Genomic DNA, 21,285 nt, shown 5'->3' with positions numbered 1-21,285 from the left:
TCTCCTATCTATGAGTTCTGGGATCACTAGCATCCGCGAGATTTTGACCTACTATATATAATGGTAATGACACTAAAACAAGTGTGGTTAGTGGAATCCAAAATAAATAGGCATTTGTTGTTAAGTTCGAAGAATAATTTGAAATCAGACGTCCTAAACTAGGTTCAGTCGTTGGTAAACCTAGACCAAAATAAGATAAAAAGGCTTCTGAAGAAATGTATGCTGGTAACATAAGGGATACTAAAGAGACAATAACAGATACCAATTGTGGTAACAGATTTTTAGTAACCATTTTTAAAGTTGAGGTTCCTAAGGTTTGACTAGCTAAATTATATTCTAAGTCACGATAACGTAGTATTTGAACACGTATAGTATAGGCGATACCAATCCATCCTGTCACACAAAATGCAAAAATAAGATTCCAAAAACCAGCCCCAATTGAATAAGTTAAAACAATAATAATCAGCATTTGAGGTAAATTCGAAATCACATTGTACACTTCCAGCATGACTTTATCAACTGTTTTAGAGACACCCCATAAACCACCTATAACAACACCAATAATCATATTAATAATAGTTGCAATCACTGAAATTAATATTGAATTTCTAGCACCATACCAAACACCATCAAACAAAGATTGACCATTTTTATCAGTACCAAACCAATATTGAGCATTGGGAGAAATATAGCGTTTGGAAAAATCATTGATATTGCTGACATCACCAAAATCATAGTTAGCAAATATAGGGTAAATAAAACTCATCAAAATAATAGCTATCAAAATAAGCAGCATGACAAGTGTTGATTTTTTTGAAAAGAACTGTTTAAAAACAGATTTCCAATAAGAATAAGCAGGTGCATCAATCGTTTCAGAAGCAAAACTATCTAGTTCTACAAATGAAAATTTTGATTTATCAATAGAAGCCATTATTTTCCTCCTTTATTTGATAATTTGATTCTTGGATCAAGAATAGTCATCAGAATGTCCCCACATAAAAGGCCTAAAATTGACAAAACAGAAAAGATAAATACTAAGCCAACGACCATCGTATTATTTGCAGCTTTAATAGAATCAATCAACATTTTCCCCATACCTGGAAAGGCAAAAACAGTTTCTGTTAAGGTTGCACCTGCAATTGTGGCAACAATTGCCTGTGGAATACCATTAACAATTGGTACCATAGCTTGCTTAAAGAGATGTTTTTTAGATATTTCTGCTTCTGATAACCCTTTTGCACGCGCAAACCGAACAAAGTCACTTCCTTGTAAATCTACAAGAAACCTACGGAACCAAATAACCGTACCAGGTGTCCCAAGTATTCCTAATATGATTGTAGGTAAAACATAAGATTTTGGATCTCCAGAACCTAACAGTGGAAATGTATCTGGTAAACCAACAAGAGAGCCCATAAATCGAATAATATAAATCAATGCTATACTTGGTAATGCTAACATAAACGTTGTTAATGCTGTCATTCCCCTATCAAAAATGCCATCTTTAAAATGTGCCATTAGCATTCCAATAGGAAGTCCCAGAAGATAGGATAAGATAACACCAATAATTCCAATCTTGAATGAGTTTGAAATCATCGAAGGTTCAGCATAATGATTTAAAGTTGCTGTATAGGCATCATTTGCTCCAAAATTAAGTTTATCCCTACTATCCATATTTTTCGGATTTTTGTATGTTCTTGAATAAATATCTATAGATGATAATTTTGTAATTCCTGTTGGGAACGTAACTTCTCGTGTTTGCGTACGGCCTTGTCCTTGGGAAATGACTTGTGTGACAGGAATATTGGCATAAGTTGGATAAGAAATACCAAGATTCATCGTTATAAAATTCTGATGAACAAATGGAAAATGCTTTGTAAAATAAATGAGATAACGATGTTTTGTCCCAGAACCAACTAATGCAGGCCCTACAGCTTTATCATTTTCTAATGTTATGTATCTCTTTAAGTTAGGATTCTCAGGATCTTTTATTTTCCAAGGGTGATCAAGGACAATCAAACCTCTAAAGAAATGCCAAACTCTTTCATGAATTGGAATTTTACGAAATGCATAATAAGCTTTACTTTCTTTGTACTGTTTTAATCTCCAACCACTACCTAACTTAGCTACAAAAGCTTGATAATACTTTTTATTACTTGCAGATGGGTTAGTTGTGACATTTTTAAATTGCTTAGATGCCTCTTGTTGTAATTCTTTTGAATCATAAAATTCAATATAACCCATTCGTTGAAAGACGGTGTTTTGATAACTGGTTTTTTTATCAATAGTCGTTACCATTTTATTGTAGTTTGGATCTTGTCTAAAAATGAGACTGGTTGGAACCAAAGTAAAGACAATTATATAGGTCAAAGTAGTTACTAAAAAGATTGATATTAGTGATCTTAAGCTGCGTTCAAATATATATTTTTTCATTCTATTCCTCAATAGTTCAAAAGAACTTCCTCGACAAATGAGAAAGTTCTTTATGAACAGCGATTGATTATTTTTCCACGTGATCAGAAAGTGATTTCATGTATTTGGCGTTAGATTTTATTTTATTTTTCTTCCACTCTTTGAATGCTGTTTCATATTGTTTTGCTGTAACAGGTTTTTCTTGAAGTTTTACATATTTATAAACACGTTCACCTTTATCACCTGACCATGAAAATGGTACTGTGAACGGTACAACTTTAGAAACCCTTGGTGAACCACCTAATGCTATAGTTGGAATATAAACAGCTGAATCTGTTAGATAGGCTTGCGCTTTTGCATATGCCTCATAACGTTTTGTGACATTATCTCTTATCAAACTAGCATCTGAAACTAGATTTGCAAAATCACTAAATCCTGCCGCTTTTACGATATCTTTATCTTGTCCAGGAGTGATTCCAATATTTTTAGTTTGAGAATTTGGAATATCTGGATTAAAGATATCCAGATAAGATGAAGGATCTTCATAGTCAGCACCCCATCCAGAAGCTGTTGAAATGTCCCAATCTTGAACATTGGTTGTTTCGGCTAAATAAGTGATACTTTGGTAAGTATCGTCCTGTAGTTGAGAGATATCAATTTGAACATTCTCAGCTCCTAATGAAGCTTCAATAGATTGTTTCATTGATTGGGCTTGTTGAATCCCTAAAGTATCCGTTTGATTAACTGGTAAATCCAAATGAATTGGGAAACTGATACCTTTAGCTGTTAATTCTTCTTTAGCTTTTGTCAATTGCTGTTTAGCTTTTTGGGGATTATAAAGACCATCTTGACCATCTTCTAGTTTTACATTTTTCCATTGGTCACCATAAGACGATAATTGCTTTTCAACTTCTTGATCAAATGTCTTATCTCCTATTTGAACAAATGAAGACGGAACTAAGGTATTTCGGATTGCAATCTTAGAAGCATCTTGACCAACATTTTGGGCTTGGTATTTTTGACGATCAAAACCAAACATGATAGATTGTCTAAAATTCTTATTTAAGACTGCTTCTCGAGTGTCTCTCTTTTGTTGATCATTTGTTTTTTTTGTATGATTATAACTGCTACGATTCAAATTAAATGACGCATAGTATGTAGTTCCAGTTAATTGACCGTAGGTAATATTCTTGCCGTATTTCTTTTTAGCCGTTTTATAAGATGGTGTTGTTGGAAATAGTCTAGCAACACTATAGGCACCATCATCAAAATTTCTAAATAAAGATTCTTGGTCTTGACCATCATAATAAGTTAATTGAACATTATCAATATGGACATTTTTGGAATCCCAATAAGCTTTGTTCTTTGTAAACTCTATTGAAGATTTTCCTGTAAGTGCTGAAATCAAAAATGCGCCGTTATATAGAATTGAGGAAGGATCGGTTGATTTACCAAAATCATTTCCTTTTGATTTCAAAAATTCAGCATTGAGGGGTGCCAATATTCCATATGTCAACTTAGAATTCCAAAAAGATTCTGGTTGTTTTAAGGTATATTGAACTGTCTTTTTATCTAAAGCTTTAACGCCAACTGTAGAGAAATCATTTGTTTTTCCATCAATATATTCTTGCAATCCTTTAACAGAATCTTGCACAATATATAAGGAATCTGACTTTTTATCAGCAGCATGTTTTAAGCCTGTAACAAAATCTTGTGCGGTAACATTTGCGTATTCTTCACCATCTGATGTATACCATTTTATGCCATCACGTAGTTTATAGGTATAAGTTAGACCATCTTTAGAAACAGTCCAAGTCTTCGCTAATGATGGAATAAGGTTCCCATATTTATCATTTTCTAATAATCCATCAATTCCTTGAGTTGTGACATCACTTGTTGTTGCCTTACTTGTTAAAATATAATCTAATGTTGAGGGATCTGATGTATAGACATAACTAAATGTCTTTGTCGTATTATTTTTTGATGAGTGACCGCTACAACTTGTTAGTGCAAAGACTGAAACTAGGCTGATCCCAGCTACTACTAACCATTTACCTTTATTTTTCATAAATGTACCTCATAAAACTTTCTTCTAGAATACAAAAGTTGTTTATTAACAAGATTATAGCATAAAAAAATATGAATTAAAATAATTAATGAATTGTTATCAGAATATTTGTAGAATTTATATTAAATGATATTTTTAGTGAAAATAACATGTATAATTTCATTTTATTTACTACTTTTGATTAATTTTATTAGATTTATTAATTTAACTAGCTTGAGAATCATTTTTCTGTCATCCTATTCTTTATAGGTCTAAGGTGTGATATAATCTTATTAAATCAATTATGAAAAGGGTTGCTATGAAAAGAATTTTAGGAATTTGCATGATTTTACTCTTTTTGATATCATCAAAAGTCCATGCAGAAGACTTCAAAGTTGAGGCAAATCAAGCTATTGCTATTGAAACCATAAATGGGAAAATTTTATATGAGAAAAATGCACAAGACTCTGTACCTGTTTCTACTTTATCCAAAGTATTAACTATTTATATGGTCTATGACGCTGTCAAATCTGGAAAACTAAATTGGAATACTCCTGTTACAATCTCTGATTATCCTTATGAATTGACTGTCAACTATAATATTAGTAATGTCCCACTTGATGCTCGAAAGTATACTGTTAAAGAACTACTGGATACTATTTTAGTAATGAATGCAAATAGTCCAGCTATTGCCTTAGCAGAAAAAATTGGGGGAACTGAACGACGTTTTGTTGATTTGGCAAAAGAGAAACTATTAAATTGGGGGATTAGAGATGCCAATCTTTATAACGCGACTGGTCTAAATAACAGTGAGCTAGGAGACCACATTTATCCTGGATCTAGTAATAATGATGAAAATAAAATGAGCGCTCGTGACTTGGCCATCATCTGTTATCACCTTATCAAAGACTTTCCAGAAGTATTAGAAACAACACAAAAAACAAGTCTTAATTTCAATGGTATGGTTCTTAACACACATAATCTCATGCTGAAAAATCAGTCTTACTATCGTGAAGATGTCAGTGGACTTATTTCAAGTTATAATAGTGATGGTACAACTTCCTTTATTGCAACTAGTCAAGAAAATAAAATACTTGTTATTACTGTTGTTATAGGGGTAAAATCATCTGATCAAGATCAGTTTCCACACTTTACAGAAACAAATCGCTTATTACAGTATATTTTAGAAAACTATAAAAGAACCATCGTTTTAAAAAAAGGGAAAGCTATTCCCAATACCAAAATTAATATTCAAGATGGAAAATCTAAAAATCAAGCTTTAGCCAGTCAATCTGATTTAATTGCTATTGAGCAAGTTAATAGCAACTCCAATCCAACCTTTAAAACACAATTAAATACCAAGACAATAGTTGCACCTTTTCGTAAAGGAAAAGTCGTTGGAAAAGCCACACTTGAAACAAATTCTAAAATTGAGAAAAGTTATCTATTCTCCAAACCAAATGTTAATTTGATAACAACTAAATCTGTTAAATCAAACTTTATTTTTTCAGTCTGGTGGAATAAATTTGTCCGCTACGTCAACAATAATCTCTAATATATTTTAAGACTAGTTTGCTTTTTTAAACTAGTCTTAAATTTTTTTGACCATTTAATATAGTACTGGTAAAATAATGGTATGAAAAAATTTATTTCCCTACTCATTATTACCTTGGGATTGTTGATACCAATACCAATATTTGCTGAGCAGCCCAATATAAATGCTGAGCACGCTATTGCAGTTGAAGCATCAACAGGTAAAATTTTATATGAAAAAAGCAGTAACCAATTAGCTGGTATCGCATCAGTAACTAAAATATTGACTATATATCTTACCTATCAGGCAATTGATCAGGGTAAGCTAAGTTGGGATGACATGGTTACTATTTCAGATTATCCTTACGAATTAACACAAAATAGTATTATCAGTAACCCTAATTTAGATAAACGCCTTTATAGTGTGCGAGACTTAGTCAATATCAGCATGGTTTCAAGTGCTAATAGTGCTGCTATTGCTCTAGCTGAAAAAATTGGAGGCTCTGAGCCTAAATTTGTTAACCTCATGAAGAAAAAACTAGAAGATTGGGGAATTAAAGATTATAAAATCGTGAATGCTAGTGGCCTAAATAATTCATTTTTAGGCGACCATATCTATCCAGGTTCTGGAAAAGAGGATGAAAATTATCTTAGTGCAAAGAGTGTCGCGATCATTGCAAGACATCTTATTAATGATTATCCTCAAATTTTGACAATCTCATCTCAATCTCATCTCAATTTTGATAATCAAAATCTAGAAAGTTCAAATAAAATGCTTCCAGGCATGACATTAGCACGACAAGGGGTAGATGGACTAAAAACTGGAACAACAGATATAGCTGGTCAAACCTTTGTTTCTACTAGTAAAATAGGTAATTTTAGAGTCATCACCGTGATCTTAAAAGCTGGTAATACTGAAAATGATGAAAATGCTAGATTTACAGAAACCAACAAACTATTAGACTACTGCTATAATCAATATCAAGTCAAAATTTTACCAGCTAATTCTATTGTGACAAAGGCAACTGTTAAAAATGGAATGAGAAAAACTATTAAATTAAAAACAAAAGATGAGTTGTATTTGGTAATCAAAAAGAATCAAAAAATACACTACCTTACTCAGATTTTTGGAAAACAAGAACAATTAAAAGCACCAATTAAAAAGAACAAAAAAGTTGGTTCCATATCATTAAAGGAAAGCCTTTCTCAGAAGAAAGAATATCTTTCAAAAAAACCTACAGTTTACCTTTATCCAACGCAACAAGTCAATAATGATTTTATTTCCTTAATAAAATCATTATTGACATCATAAAAAAACCTAGATTTAATCTAGGTTTTTTATCTAGTTGAAAAAGACTAACCAACTGAACCTTCCATCTCATATGAAATCAAACGATTCAATTCAACAGCATACTCCATTGGTAATTCTTTTGTAAATGGCTCAACAAAGCCCATAACAATCATTTCTGTAGCTTCACTTTCTGACAATCCACGACTCATTAAATAATAAAGCTGTTCTTCTGAAATTTTAGAAACTTTGGCTTCATGCTCTAAAGCGACTTGTGAATTATGAATTTCATTGAATGGAATGGTATCCGATTTTGAAAGATCATCCATCAAAATAGTATCGCATTCGATATGACTGACTGATTTTTTAGAATGTTTATTAAAAGTCACTTGACCACGGTAGTCAACTTTGCCTCCACCTTTTGCAATTGACTTTGAAACAATTGAAGATGATGTATGGGGTGCATTGTGAATCATTTTTGCACCGGTATCTTGATGCTGTCCTTTATTAGCAAAGGCAATTGATAACATTGTCCCACGCGCTCCTTCACCATCTAGCATGACAGAAGGATACTTCATAGTTGTTTTTGCACCAAGATTTCCATCAATCCATTCAACTGTAGCATTTTTCAAAGCTCTTGCTCTTTTGGTAACCAGGTTATAAACATTATCTGACCAGTTTTGGATAGTCGTATAGCGCATATAAGCACCATCTAAAGCAAAAATTTCTACGATGGCAGCGTGTAAGCTATTGCTAGAATAGGTAGGTGCTGTACATCCTTCAACATAGTGAACACTTGCACCTTCATCAACAATAATTAAGGTTCTCTCAAATTGACCTGTATTTTCATTATTTATTCTAAAATAAGTTTGAAGTGGAATATCTACCTTTACACCTTTAGGAACATAGATAAACGTTCCACCTGACCAAACTGCTGAATTTAAGGCTGCTAGTTTATTATCAGTTGGTGGGACTAACTTTGCAAAATATTGCTTAAACAAATCCGGATATTCTTTTAATGCAGAATCTGTATCTGTAAAAATAATACCAAGTTTTTCAAACTCATCTTTCATATTATGGTAGACCACTTCTGACTCATATTGGGCAGAGGCCCCTGCTAGATAAGCTCTTTCTGCCTCTGGTATTCCAATTTTTTCAAAGGTTTCTTTGATTTTCTCTGGTACATCATCCCAATCTCTTGCAGGTTTATCTGAAGGCTTTTGATAGTAAATAATATCATTAAAATCAATACCTGATAAGTCAGCTCCCCAAGTCTGCATTGGCATTTTATTAAAAGTTTCCAATGATTTCAAGCGAAAATCAAGCATCCATTCTGGTTCATTCTTTGCTGCAGAAAGTTCCCTTACTACAGTCTCATTCAATCCTTTACCTGTAGTATAAATAGGGTCAACATCATCGTGAAAACCAAATTTATATTCCCCAAGATCAATGGGTTTTGGTTCTATTTTTTCATTTTCTGACATAGTTTTCCTCTTTTTATTTCTGATTATATTATCTCATTATTTATTTTCTATCTGGCTCATCATTTTCAATTGCTTTTTTTAAAGCATTCCATGCAAGGGTTGAACATTTAATTCGTTGGGGAAATTTTGTTACTCCTGCTAAGAATGCTGCATCACCAAGTTCTTTCTTATTTCCAACTTCTTTTCCTTGAACCATTTCTGAAAATAAAGTTGCTAATTCAAGTGCCTCAGTTTTTGTTTTTCCAATAACTAAATCTGTCATCATACTTGAAGATGCTGTTGAAATGGTACAACCATCTCCTGAAAATGCAATATCTTCAATAATATCCTGCTTAAACTTAACAGTCAGTTCAATCACATCACCACATGTAGGATTATTTAATTGGACTGCTGTTGCACCATCCAAATGACCATGATGATGTGGACTTTTAGAATGATCTGCAATTACTGCCATATATAAACTATTCAATTTAGATAGTGCTGCCATTAAAATACTCCTTAGTAGCTAAAATAGCTTCAATTAACGAATCACAATCCTCTTTAGTATTATAAAGATAAAAACTAGCTCTTACAGTTGATGATAGACCAAGATATCGTAGTAAAGGTTGAGCACAGTGATGTCCCGCCCTAACTGCAATACCTTGATAATCCAAAGCTGTTGCAAAATCATGAGGATGTACACCTTCAAGATTAAAGGATATAACACCAGTGTGGCTTTTAGGATCGTGGGGACCATAAACTGTTAAACCTTCAATTGCTACTAATTTGGGAAGAAGATAGTCGACTAAATCTTGCTCATGTTGTTGAATAGCAGTCATAGAAAGTGAATCCAAGTAATCAATGGCATAACCTAATGCAATGGCTCCTTCAATATTGGGTGTTCCTGCTTCTAATTTCCAAGGTAATTCTTTCCAGTTAGCTTCTTGTTCGTAAACAAAGTCAATCATTTCTCCACCATACTCGATAGGAGACATTTGATTTAACCATTTTTCTTTTCCATAAAGGATACCTATTCCAGTTGGCCCAAGCATTTTGTGACCTGAGAAGGCCATAAAATCACAATCAAGTTCTTGCACATCTATTGAAATATGTGGAGCTGACTGAGCCGCATCAACCACTACTTTAGCTCCTATCTCATGAGCTAGAGCTGTTATCTCTGAAATAGGATTTATAATACCAAGGACATTTGAAATATGTGCTATACTGATCCATTTTGTCTTTACAGATAATAAGTTTTTAAATGTATCCATATCAAATTGTTTATCTTTTAAATAGACATACTTTAATACTGCTCCTGTTTCATGACAAACTTCCTGCCATGGGATCATATTAGAATGATGTTCCATAATTGAGATGATAACCTCATCTCCTTTTTTGAGTTCAGATTTAGCAAACTGAGCTAGCCAGTTTAAACTCGTTGTCGTTCCTCTAGTAAAGATAATTTCTCGTCTACTTTCGGCATTAATAAACGATTGTACCTTATCTCTACTGCTTTCATAAGCATTTGTTGATCTTTCAGCTAATGTATGAACACCGCGGTGAACATTTGCATTATCCGTTAGGTAGAATTGACTGATAGCTTCAATGACTGATTTAGGTTTTTGACTTGTTGCAGCACTATCCAAATAAATAAGAGGTTCTTCATTAACCAATTGATTCAAAATAGGAAAATCGTTTTTTAGGGATTTAGCCTCAAACACAAGGTTACCTCTTTTCTATTTTAATTGACTTGACGATCAATTTTCTGATCAAGTACTGAGATAATATTATCTCTAACTTCTTTGACAGGAATTTCAGTAATAACAGCTCCAAGAAAACCTCTAATGACTAATCTTTCAGCTGTTTCTTCGTCTAAACCACGACTCATTAAATAATACATATCTTCTGGGTCAACTTGTCCAATAGAGGCTGCATGACCAGCGGTTACTTCATTTTCATCAATTAATAATATAGGATTAGCATCAGAACGAGCCTTATCTGAAAGCATTAAGACACGACTTTCTTGTTGAGCATCTGCTCCTTTTGCCCCTTTGATGATATGACCAATTCCATTAAAGGTTAATGTCCCACGGTCTAATATGACACCATGTTGTAGAATATGTCCAACAGAATTTTGACCATAATTAGTTACTCGTGTATCTATTCCTTGAACTTGTCTTCCTGAAGAGGCCGCAACAACTTTCAAATCTGCAGTGCTACCATTACCAAATAAATCAGAATCAAAATCTGCAATAACATTTCCTTCATTCATAACGCCAATCGCCCAATCAATAGTGGCATCTTGAGCTAATGAACTTCTACGACTGATGTAAGTTGTCACTGCTTCACCTAGGCGGTCAATTGCTGAAAACTTGATGTAACTTCCTTCTTGTGCAATGACCTCAACTGCAATATTGGCTGTTGCTTTTTGTCTATTCTTACCAATACTTTCAAAACGCTCTAAATAAGAAAAATGACTATTTTTTCCTGCAATAACTAGCACATGTTTATTAAACGGAACGTCGCTATCACTATCTTGCATATAAATTGCTTCAATAGGCTGCTCAATTGTAATATTATCAGGAACATACAATACAGCTGCACTGTTAAAATAAGCGTAATGATAGGCTGCTAATTTATCTTCTGAAATGTTTAAAGCTGAAGAGAGTGATTTTTCAATAACTTCTGGTATTTCTTCAAGAGCTGAATAAAAGTCCGTAAAAATGACACCTTGTTCAATAAGTGACATTGGTAATTGTTCGATAACAGTCTGTGTCCCAATTTGCACTAGTTTAGGATTATTACCTAATTCAGTGAAATTTGGAACATTTGAAGTACTCTCATTTTCAAAAATACTACCATCACCAAGGTTCCAACGGTGAAATTTAACGCGTTCAATATGAGGTAATTCTAATGTCTCTATTTGTTCAAAAGCTTTTAATCTTAAGTGATATAACCAATCTGGTTCATTTTTCCCACGAGAGAAATCTTTTATACTTTCAATTGTCATTTGTGTATCCTTCTCTACTAAATACTTTGTCTTCAATATCATCATTAAAATGTGACTTCTTCTTGATAGTCAAAACCAAGTTCTTCAGCAATTTTGACATAGCCTTCTTTTTCAAGTCGTTGAGCTAATTCTGGACCACCAGACAGAACAACTTTTCCTTCCATCATGACATGAACCACATCAGGAGTAATATAGTTTAACAAACGTTGATAATGTGTAATAATCATAGCTCCGAATGCTTCACCACGCATTTCATTTACACCTTTTGATACCACTTTTAAGGCATCAATATCAAGACCAGAGTCAATTTCATCTAATATGGCAAATTTGGGCTCTAACATCAACAATTGTAGGATTTCATTACGTTTTTTTTCACCACCTGAGAACCCTTCATTCAAGTAGCGTTCTGCCATTTCTTCTTTCATTCCTAGCAGTTCCATCTTTTCATCAAGCTTTTTAATAAAATCTCTTACTGAAATTTTTTCTTCATCTTCCTTTCCAGCATTCATAGCAGCTCTCATAAATTCTGCATTGGTAATGCCTGGAATTTCTGATGGGTATTGCATGGCTAAAAATAGACCTAATCTTGCACGTTCATCCACTTCCAAAGACAAGATATCAATACCATCAAATAAAATTTCCCCTGAGGTTACTTCATAGTTCGGATGTCCCATAATTGCGGCAGACAAGGTTGATTTCCCAGTTCCATTTGGTCCCATAATTGCCGCTATTTCCCCAGTTCTAAGTGTTAAGTTAACACCTTTTAAGATTTCTTTTTCTTCAATTGAGACATGAAGATCTTTAATTTCAAGTACAGACATTGTCGACTCCTTTTTCTCTTTTCATCATTAATAAAGAAATAATTTCTTTTTATACACCAACTTAATTATAACAAAAAAGGCTTTTATAAGCCTTTTTATTGTTCATTTATTTCTTATTGGTATGATGATGTTTCATCTCATCAATACTTTTTTGACGGTAATCACTATTACCAATAAAATTTAAAAGATTAAATAGTGGCGTGCGACCTTCTCCCCATATCTCAATACCTTCAATAAAAACTTCTAAACCAAATAACAAACCTATCAAGAGTAAAATGCCACCTAATCTACTTGATACATTTAAAAGTAATGAAATAAGAGAAAAGAGCATTGCGATACCATAAACTACTAAAACTGCCCCACGATGAGTAAATCCCATTGCAAGTAAACGATGATGTAAATGCATCTTATCAGGTTCATAGAATTTTTTTCCAGATAAGGTTCTTCTAATAATAGCAACAAAAGTATCAACAATAGGAACACCCAGGATTACTACCGGTGTTAAGATTGCTATTGCCGTTGCGTTTTTTAAGCCTTGCAAAGATAAAACTGCAATCATAAAACCAATAAATAAGGCACCTGTATCTCCTAGATAAATTATGGCAGGATTATAATTATAAGGAAAGAAGCCAGCAATAGATGCAATTAATAAAAAGATGGTTAACGTCAAAAATAAATTAATTTGTGGTAGAAAAAAGAAAGATACCAATCCCATTGTCATCAAACTAATAATTGAAACACCACTTACTAAACCATCCAGTCCATCCATTAAATTTACAGCATTAGTAATGCCAACTATCCACAGAATCGTCAGAAAGAAAGTTAAGAATGGGCCAAATTCTAGTAATGGGCCACCAAAAGGAATTTTAAAGCTATCAAACCTAAAATCTGTAAAATACCAAATAATTGTTGCTGCTATGACAATACCTAGTAACTTAGCTTTAGGTGACAATTCTTTAATATCATCTACAAATCCGGTCAGGGTAATAATCAACCCTGATACAGCTACAGGTAAGATAAACTCAAAATAAGATTGATGCCAGACATTATAAGTTGTTACTTTAGGCATTAAAAATAATGCTGAGAAAAGAAATGAAATAACGATGGCTAGACCGCCTGAACTCGGCATTGGAACTTTATTGATACGTCTTGCATTTGGTTGATCAACTGCACCTACTCTAAAAGCTAAAAATCGGACAAATGGCGTTAATATTAATGAGAGTAAAAAAGCTCCAATCAGTACAAAGACAAAGGCCACTGAAAATGGTGCTCTCATATCACACCAACTTTACTGTCTTTAAGTGATCAATTGCTTGATCATCTACCAAAAGTATGCCATGTTCTTGTAAATAAGCTCTTGTTTTTGTTCCTGGCTTAGCATGTTCTAACATTCTTGCATACATGACATTTGCGAAATACTCAGGTTTATCTTTTAAATCAAGTAAAATGGTCATGTAATAACGTTGATTTTCTTTATAAAGTTCTGAAGCTTCCGTCATATAGTCAACAGTTTTTGAAAAACGAATAACATCTTCAATTGTTTCAAAATCAAGAACATAATGAACATATTCTAATGGATTCATAGTTGAAGATTCTTCACTATCAGTGGCTTCTACTGCATCCTCCATCATTTCTTCAACTTTTTCAAGCTTTTCATTGGCTTGTGTATCACCTTTTTCACGCATAGATTGCTCTAATGTTTTGAAAAATTCCTCTGGTGACATTGAAGAAACATCACCCATATCGGCCAAATCATCTAAATTAAGGTCTTTATTTAAATCTGATTTTGTCACAAAAACATCTAATCTATCTTTTCTAGGAGTCACTCTAAAGCTTAGCATCCCACTGTCTTTGAAATTTTCAGGAAGATCTAGCTCATCCATTACAGTGTAGAAAAATTCTTCAGTTTTTTCTTGAGGAATCAAAAAATCTTTTAATTCCATTCCTCTTTCTTCTAAATCATCCATACTAATTGTAATTTTTAAGGTTGTTTCACTTATCTGTTTCATTTCCATACTAATTTACCTCGCACGAGTAGTCATTATATTATATAAAAAAATAGGCTTTTTAGCAATTTTCTAACAGACGCCAAAAAAAAGTAGCTCAATGAAGCTACTTTAGATAAATAATTTTAAGATGGCAAAACAAATTAATATAGAACCTAAAATAATTCGATATTTACCAAAGACTGTAAAATCATGCTTTTTAACATAATCTGTTAAGAATTTGATAGCATATAGACTGACTAAAAATGCTGTTAGACTTGCAACTAATAAAATCATTGACTGGCTTAATGTAATAGCATTTCCTGCATAGAAAAATTTGAACACTTTCAATAAACTAGCGCCAAACATAACTGGTATCCCTAAGAAGAAAGTAAACTCAGTAGCAACTGTACGGCCTGTCCCCATTAAAATACCCCCTAAAATAGTTGCCCCAGAACGACTAGTTCCTGGGATAATACTTAGTATTTGAAATAAACCAATGAAGAAAGCAGTTTTATATGACATTCTTGCTAGACTTGTTACATTAGGATCAACTGATTTTTGCCTTTTTTCAATCCAAATAAATGCAATACCGTATACAATTAACATAATAGCTACTGTAATAAAATTATAAAAATGGGCATTAAACCAATCATCTAATTTTAAACCTATCACGACTACAGGTAAAATAGCGATCACTACCTTTGCCCATAGCTGCCATGTTAAACGAACTTCATTTGCAGTTTTTCCCGGCTGAAAAGGATTTAAACGTTTAAAGTAAATCACAACAACAGCCATAATGGCTCCAAGTTGAATGACCACATCAAACATATCTAGGAAAGCTTTACTTTGATTTAAAGGGATAAATTCTTGAATTAAAATTAAATGCCCAGTACTTGAAATTGGTAACCATTCTGTTATTCCCTCAATGATACCAAAAATAATTGCTTTTATTAATTCAATAATGACCATTTGGACCTCTTTGTTTATAGTTTTTGATACTTTATTATATCAAAATTTAGTAACTTACGTCTTAAAACAGTTTCATTAATTTCATTTTCTTTAACTTATACTCAAAAATTTAAAATTTTGTATAATTATTCCTTTTTTATAATTATGATTGAATTACATTTCATTTTTTTGTAAAATAAATGGGAAACATTAATATAGAGGAGCACTCAATTAAGATGAAAAAAATGATAACATCTTGCTTACTAGCATTGTTTATGCTATTTGCGGGATTTTCTACCGTCGGTGCTGATGACGGTTATTTAAAAGTAGGAATGGAAGCCGCTTATGCTCCTTTCAATTGGACACAAGATGACGACTCAAATGGCGCTGTTCCTATTCAAGGGACTAATCAATACGCAAACGGCTATGATGTTCAAGTGGCAAAAAAAATTGCAACTTCTATGGGAAAAAAAGTATTAGTTGTCAAAACTACTTGGACAGGTCTTATTCCAGCTTTAACTTCTGGAAAAATTGATATGATAGCAGCAGGTATGAGTCCTACTGCAGAACGAAAAAAAGAAGTTGCTTTTTCAAATAGCTATTACACCAGTGAGCCAGTTTTAGTTGTGAAAAAGGACAGCAAATATGCTAAAGCCACTAGTATCGATGACTTTAAAAATGCTAAAGTAACTGCCCAACAGGGTGTTTGGCATGTTAAGTTACTGAAACAATTAACAGGTGCAAAAGCACAAACGCCAATGGGAGACTTCTCACAAATGAGACAGGCGCTTTCTTCTGGGGTAATTGATGCTTATATTTCCGAAAGACCTGAAGCAATGACCGCTGAAGCAGCTAATGATAGCTTTAAAATGATTACTTTAAAAAAAGGCTTTAAAGTTTCACAAGCTGACGCAGCTATTTCTGTAGGATTAAGACAAAACGATACTAGTAGACTTGAGCAAGTTAATAGTGTCTTAGCATCATTTTCTGAAAAAGATCGCATATCATTGATGGATGAAATGATAAAAAAACAACCATCTGACAAATCCTCATCCGATGCAAAACCAAACTTTTTCAAACAGGTCTTGACTATTTTAACAAAAAATTGGAAACAATTTTTAAGGGGAACTGGACTAACTCTTCTCATTTCAATAATTGGTACTGTAACAGGACTTATCATTGGTCTTTTGATTGGAATTTTCCGTACGGCACCAAAATCAAGTCATAAACTAACAGCATGGCTACAACGTATTTTTGGATGGTTACTTTCAATTTATATCGAAATATTCCGTGGTACTCCAATGATAGTTCAAGCAATGGTAATTTATTACGGTACCGCACAAGCATTTGGAGTATCTATTGACCGCACACTTGCAGCTATTTTTATCGTCTCTATTAATACTGGCTCCTATATGAGTGAAATTGTCCGAGGTGGTATTTTTGCCGTAGACAAAGGGCAATTTGAGGCAGCTACTGCCTTAGGATTTACACATGGTCAAACAATGCGTAAAATTGTATTGCCACAAGTTATTAGAAATATTCTTCCTGCAACAGGTAATGAATTTGTCATTAATATTAAAGATACGTCAGTCTTAAATGTTATCTCAGTAGTTGAATTGTATTTCTCAGGAAATACAGTTGCTACACAAACTTATCAATACTTCCAAACATTCACTATCATTGCTGCTATATACTTTGTGCTAACATTTACAGTAACAAGAATCCTTCGCTACGTTGAAAAACGTTTTGATGCTGATAGTTATACAACTGGTGGTTCAGGTCAAATGCAAATCAAGGAGGTCTCTAATGACTAATCCCATATTGGAAATTAAACACTTAAAAAAATCCTACGGTCAAAATGAAGTTTTAAAAGATATTTCGTTATCTATAAATAAAGGTGAAGTTATCTCTATAATAGGATCTTCTGGTTCAGGTAAATCAACTTTATTAAGATCAATTAACATTTTGGAAGAACCAACCGCAGGTGAAATTATCTATCATGGAGAAAACGTTTTAGCAAAAGATTATAACCTAACACATTATCGTGAAAAACTAGGGATGGTGTTTCAATCATTCAATTTATTTGAAAATTTAAATGTCCTTGAAAATGCAATTGTTGCACAAACAACTGTTTTAAAACGCAGTCGTAACGATGCTGAAAAATTGGCTAAAGAAAATTTAAATCGCGTTGGAATGACTGAACAATATTGGAAAGCTAAACCAAAACAACTTTCTGGAGGCCAAAAACAACGTGTTGCTATTGCAAGAGCCCTCTCAGTCAATCCAGAAGCTATCCTATTTGATGAGCCTACATCTGCCTTGGATCCTGAGATGGTTGGTGAAGTTTTAAAGACTATGCAAGATCTAGCTAAATCTGGTTTGACTATGATTATAGTCACTCATGAAATGGATTTTGCTAAAGATGTTTCTGATCGAGTCATCTTTATGGACAAAGGCATTATTGCAGAAGAAGGAACACCTCAACAATTATTTGAAAATCCAAAACAAGAAAGAACAAAAGAATTTCTTCAACGTTTCATTAAATAAAAAAAGACAAGTTAAACTTGTCTTTTTTTAATCTTATTACTTTACTGGTTAACTATATTGTGTTATACTATATTCATTAACGTTAATAATTCTATCCAATAGGAGGTCATGATGGCAGAAAAAACCGACTTATCATCTGCATATCGCCGGTTGAAAAGTCCTAATATAAAAACGCGTAAACGTGCTCTTAAAATTATTCATGAGTATAAGCGTTATGGTAAAAAAAGTTAATTTTTTCCAAATTTTAAGTCAGACAAAAAATGATTAAGACAAATCCCTCCGTCTTAATCATTTTTTTATTTCGCTTTTAGAGCTGAAAGAATTTGGGTTCTAATATCATCAACAGCATTTGGTGTATTAGGCAAGAATAAAGTGTTATTACTATCTTTACTTGCAAAATTATTTAAAGTATCTAAATATTGGTTTGTAAGTAAAATAGACATAATTTGTTCTTCACTCATACCAACGTTCGATTCTTTTAATTCTTTAATAGACTCAGCTAATCCGTCTACAATTGCCTTACGTTGTTGAGCAATACCAACACCATGTAATCTGTCTTTTTCAGCTTCTGCTTCTGCTGCAGTCACGATTTTAATCTTATCTGCATTTGCGAGCTCTTGAGCAGCTACACGTTTACGTTGCGCGGCATTAATCTCATTCATAGACTGCTTGACTTCTGCATCTGGTTCAACCTTGGTTATTAACGTTTTAACAATAACATAACCGTATGTTGACATTTCTTCAGCTACTTGGTGCTGAACTTCTAAAGCAATTTCATCTTTTTTCTCAAATAACTCATCTAAAGTCAACTTTGGAACTGATGAACGTAATGCATCTTCAATATATGACTTGATTTGTGCTTCAGGTTTGATTAACTTGTAATAAGCATCTATCACGTTTTGTTCATTCACACGATATTGTGTAGCAATATTTAAAGTAACAAAAACATTATCTTTGGTTTTTGTCTCAACAACAATTTCACTTTGAAGAAGTCGTAACTGGACACGTGCTGCAATTTTGTCAATTCCAAAAGGCATACGAATATGGATACCACTGGTTGCCGTTTTTTGATATTTTCCAAATCGTTCAATAATCGCAACGGTTTGTTGTTTAACAACATAAAGAGTACTCATCACAATCAAAAATGCAACAAATAACCAAAATAATAAAATAAGAAATGAAAACATAAAATCTCCCTTTAAAAAATGTAATCTATACCCTAATAAATATTATATAGAGTCTATAAAATAATTGTCAACTAAAAACATATCTATTGTTTACAAAAAAGCCTGAGTAAATACTCAGACATAACATTATTCAACACTCATTAAATATGGATAAACAGGTTGCTGTCCTGAATGAGTCTCAACCTCTATATCTTCAAATTTTTCTTCCAAATACTCACTAACTTTGTCAGCTATATCTTGAGTACCTTCTTCACCAATATAAATAGTTACTATTTCACTATCTTCATTGATCATTTTATCAAATGTTTCTTTTAAAGCTTCCTCGATATCTGGAGTTGAAACAAGAATTTTACCATCAACCATACCCAAAATATCATTTTCATGAATATCTAAACCTTCAATAGTCGTATCACGAACTGCCAAAGTAACACTACCACTCACTACATCATCAAGTGAAGCTGTCATGTCAGCAACATTTTCTTCCAATGACTTACTAGCATCAAAAGCTAATAAACTTGTAAATCCTTGAGGTACAGTTCTTGTTTCAACAACAGCTGCAGGAATATCAACAACCTCAGCTGCAGATTGAGCAGCCATGAAAATATTTTTATTATTTGGCAAGATGATAACATTTTTAGCATTAACTGATTTAATTGCTTTTACAATATCTTCAGTTGAAGGGTTCATAGTTTGTCCACCAGAAATAACATAGTCGACACCTTGAGATTTAAAAATCTCTGACAATCCTTCTCCAGCAGCTACAGCTATAATACCATAATCTTTAGTTTCCTTTGGAACAGGTGTCCCTTCAGTTCTATGAATTTGTTCGTCATGCTGACTTCTCATATTTTCAACTTTGATTTTAATCAGAGATCCATATTTTAATCCTTCTTGCATGACCAATCCTGGATCTTCCGTATGCACATGAACTTTAACAATTTCATCATCATTTATAACAAGAAGTGAATCTCCCAGATTACTCAAATATCCTTGAAACTCTTCATAGTTAAATTCTTTAACATAGGTAGGACCTTGTTTAAGAGCAACCATAATCTCTGTACAATAACCATATGTAATGTCTTCAGTTGCAACATGTCCTACTACAGCTTTGTGGTGTTCTGCATTAATCATTTGAGACATGTTTGCAGGGGTAGCTTTAAACTCTTGTGATGATATATATTCACCAGTTAAAGCAGCTAAAAAACCTTCATATATGAATACTAAACCTTGTCCACCAGAGTCAACTACTCCAACTTCTTTAAGCACTGGAAGTAGATCAGGTGTTTTAGCAAGTGCTCTTTTTGCTCCCTTTAAAGCAGCTTCCATAACTGAAATGGCATCATCAGTTTCTTCAGCTTTTTTTATAGCTGCAGTAGCAGCCCCTCTAGAAACAGTTAAGATAGTCCCTTCAACTGGCTTCATGACAGCCTTATAGGCAACCTCAACACCATTTTGAAATGCTTGTGCTAAATCTTTACCATCAAGTTCTTCTTTTTCTTTAATACTTTGACTGAAACCACGGAACAATTGTGAAGTGATAACACCAGAGTTTCCTCTAGCCCCCATCAATAAACCTTTAGATAAGATTTGTCCAACTTCACCAACTGTAGAAGCTGGTATATCAGAAACTTCTTTTGCTCCATTATCCATAGTCATTCCCATATTAGTACCAGTATCACCATCAGGTACTGGAAAGACATTTAAAGAATTAACATATTCAGCTTGGTTTCCAAGTCTTGTAGCTCCTGCTTGGATCATCTCTTGGAATTCACTTGTTGTAATTTTTGACACTAATCTTCTCCTACAACCTTAATATTTTGCACATAAACATTCACAATATCAGCTTGTAAGCCAAGTTGACTTTCAAGGTTAAATTTCACACGTTCTTGAATGTTTTTTGATACTTCGCTAATTTTTACACCATAACTCATTACAGTATAAACATCAACAGAAATACCTGCTTCAGTTGATTTTACGACAACACCTTTTGCGTAGTTTTCTTTGCGAAGTAATGCTTGAAAATTATCTTTAATCGCGCTTTTAC

At 33.1% G+C, this 21,285-nt stretch carries 19 protein-coding genes (1 of these 19 cut by a window edge); 5 read left to right on the top strand and 14 right to left on the bottom strand.

Annotated elements, in window-relative coordinates:
* Window positions 1–4: 4 nt before the first annotated feature.
* From oppC to STRUR_RS01850, 3 genes are all read right to left on the bottom strand, one after another.
* Window positions 5–931, bottom strand: a complete 927-nt coding sequence (gene oppC, locus STRUR_RS01860) for an oligopeptide ABC transporter permease OppC (RefSeq protein WP_006739742.1) — start codon at window positions 929–931, stop codon at window positions 5–7.
* The gene (locus STRUR_RS01855) at window positions 931–2,430 is read right to left on the bottom strand and encodes an ABC transporter permease (protein WP_006740654.1); all 1,500 of its coding nucleotides are present in this window, start codon (window positions 2,428–2,430) and stop codon (window positions 931–933) included. Before STRUR_RS01855 ends, oppC begins: the two co-directional genes overlap by 1 nt.
* 67 nt (window positions 2,431–2,497) lie before the next feature.
* Window positions 2,498–4,477, bottom strand: coding sequence for a peptide ABC transporter substrate-binding protein (locus tag STRUR_RS01850; protein ID WP_006738892.1), 1,980 nt, complete (start codon window positions 4,475–4,477; stop codon window positions 2,498–2,500).
* Between the two features lie 283 nt (window positions 4,478–4,760).
* Between STRUR_RS01850 and pbp3 (STRUR_RS01845) the strand changes: the two genes are divergently transcribed.
* Together pbp3 (STRUR_RS01845) and pbp3 (STRUR_RS01840) are read left to right on the top strand one after the other, a co-directional pair.
* Window positions 4,761–6,011 (top strand): D-alanyl-D-alanine carboxypeptidase PBP3, encoded by a 1,251-nt coding sequence (gene pbp3, locus STRUR_RS01845; protein ID WP_320153871.1) that lies wholly within the window; start codon window positions 4,761–4,763, stop codon window positions 6,009–6,011.
* An 81-nt stretch (window positions 6,012–6,092) separates the two neighbouring features.
* Window positions 6,093–7,301 (top strand): D-alanyl-D-alanine carboxypeptidase PBP3, encoded by a 1,209-nt coding sequence (gene pbp3 / locus STRUR_RS01840; protein ID WP_006739584.1) that lies wholly within the window; start codon window positions 6,093–6,095, stop codon window positions 7,299–7,301.
* Window positions 7,302–7,345: 44 nt separating this feature from the next.
* Here pbp3 (STRUR_RS01840) and sufB read toward each other — a convergent pair whose 3' ends face one another.
* From sufB to STRUR_RS01800, 8 genes are all read right to left on the bottom strand, one after another.
* Entirely contained in the window at window positions 7,346–8,761 is a 1,416-nt protein-coding gene (sufB, locus tag STRUR_RS01835) for a Fe-S cluster assembly protein SufB (protein WP_006739231.1), read from the bottom strand.
* Window positions 8,762–8,801: 40 nt separating this feature from the next.
* On the bottom strand, window positions 8,802–9,248 hold the full coding sequence (gene sufU / locus STRUR_RS01830; protein WP_006738634.1) for a Fe-S cluster assembly sulfur transfer protein SufU: 447 nt from the start codon (window positions 9,246–9,248) through the stop codon (window positions 8,802–8,804).
* Complete coding sequence (locus tag STRUR_RS01825; protein ID WP_006739900.1) at window positions 9,232–10,461, bottom strand: cysteine desulfurase; 1,230 nt, start codon at window positions 10,459–10,461, stop codon at window positions 9,232–9,234. Before STRUR_RS01825 ends, sufU begins: the two co-directional genes overlap by 17 nt.
* A 20-nt stretch (window positions 10,462–10,481) precedes the next feature.
* Window positions 10,482–11,750, bottom strand: a complete 1,269-nt coding sequence (gene sufD, locus STRUR_RS01820) for a Fe-S cluster assembly protein SufD (RefSeq protein ID WP_006740653.1) — start codon at window positions 11,748–11,750, stop codon at window positions 10,482–10,484.
* A 44-nt stretch (window positions 11,751–11,794) separates the two neighbouring features.
* On the bottom strand, window positions 11,795–12,571 hold the full coding sequence (sufC, locus tag STRUR_RS01815) for a Fe-S cluster assembly ATPase SufC (RefSeq protein ID WP_006738978.1): 777 nt from the start codon (window positions 12,569–12,571) through the stop codon (window positions 11,795–11,797).
* 106 nt (window positions 12,572–12,677) lie between these two features.
* Window positions 12,678–13,847: a glycosyltransferase family 4 protein gene (locus STRUR_RS01810; protein WP_006740478.1), complete on the bottom strand. Its 1,170-nt coding sequence runs from the start codon at window positions 13,845–13,847 to the stop codon at window positions 12,678–12,680.
* 1 nt (window position 13,848) lies between these two features.
* Entirely contained in the window at window positions 13,849–14,586 is a 738-nt protein-coding gene (gene mecA / locus STRUR_RS01805) for an adaptor protein MecA (protein WP_006738702.1), read from the bottom strand.
* A gap of 102 nt (window positions 14,587–14,688) precedes the next feature.
* Window positions 14,689–15,528 carry an undecaprenyl-diphosphate phosphatase gene (locus STRUR_RS01800; protein WP_006739175.1) on the bottom strand — a complete coding sequence of 280 codons (840 nt, stop codon included), beginning with the start codon at window positions 15,526–15,528 and terminating at the stop codon, window positions 14,689–14,691.
* 215 nt (window positions 15,529–15,743) lie between these two features.
* Here STRUR_RS01800 and STRUR_RS01795 point away from each other — a divergent pair, with 215 nt between their 5' ends.
* From STRUR_RS01795 to STRUR_RS11435, 3 genes are all read left to right on the top strand, one after another.
* On the top strand, window positions 15,744–17,321 hold the full coding sequence (locus STRUR_RS01795; protein ID WP_006739675.1) for an ABC transporter substrate-binding protein/permease: 1,578 nt from the start codon (window positions 15,744–15,746) through the stop codon (window positions 17,319–17,321).
* On the top strand, window positions 17,314–18,054 hold the full coding sequence (locus STRUR_RS01790; protein ID WP_006740122.1) for an amino acid ABC transporter ATP-binding protein: 741 nt from the start codon (window positions 17,314–17,316) through the stop codon (window positions 18,052–18,054). Before STRUR_RS01795 ends, STRUR_RS01790 begins: the two co-directional genes overlap by 8 nt.
* A gap of 111 nt (window positions 18,055–18,165) precedes the next feature.
* On the top strand, window positions 18,166–18,285 hold the full coding sequence (locus STRUR_RS11435) for a putative metal homeostasis protein (protein ID WP_006738837.1): 120 nt from the start codon (window positions 18,166–18,168) through the stop codon (window positions 18,283–18,285).
* A 65-nt stretch (window positions 18,286–18,350) separates the two neighbouring features.
* On the opposite strand, the gene STRUR_RS01785 is transcribed toward STRUR_RS11435, so the two are convergent.
* The 3 genes from STRUR_RS01785 to STRUR_RS01775 form a co-directional block, all read right to left on the bottom strand.
* A complete protein-coding gene (locus tag STRUR_RS01785; protein ID WP_006739441.1) occupies window positions 18,351–19,241 on the bottom strand; it encodes an SPFH domain-containing protein in 891 nt (296 codons plus the stop codon).
* 126 nt (window positions 19,242–19,367) lie between these two features.
* On the bottom strand, window positions 19,368–21,032 hold the full coding sequence (locus STRUR_RS01780; protein ID WP_006738808.1) for a DAK2 domain-containing protein: 1,665 nt from the start codon (window positions 21,030–21,032) through the stop codon (window positions 19,368–19,370).
* Window positions 21,032–21,285, bottom strand: the 3' portion of a protein-coding gene (locus STRUR_RS01775) for an Asp23/Gls24 family envelope stress response protein (protein WP_006739411.1). Its footprint extends 112 nt past the window's final position; 254 of the gene's 366 nt are visible here — the last part of the coding sequence; the start codon falls outside the window, past its right edge; the stop codon is at window positions 21,032–21,034. The genes STRUR_RS01780 and STRUR_RS01775 overlap by 1 nt, the downstream gene beginning before the upstream one ends.

The sequence above is a fragment of the Streptococcus urinalis 2285-97 genome, from assembly GCF_000188055.2.
Lineage (GTDB): Bacteria > Bacillota > Bacilli > Lactobacillales > Streptococcaceae > Streptococcus > Streptococcus urinalis.
This window is presented reverse-complemented; position numbering and strand designations above follow the sequence as displayed.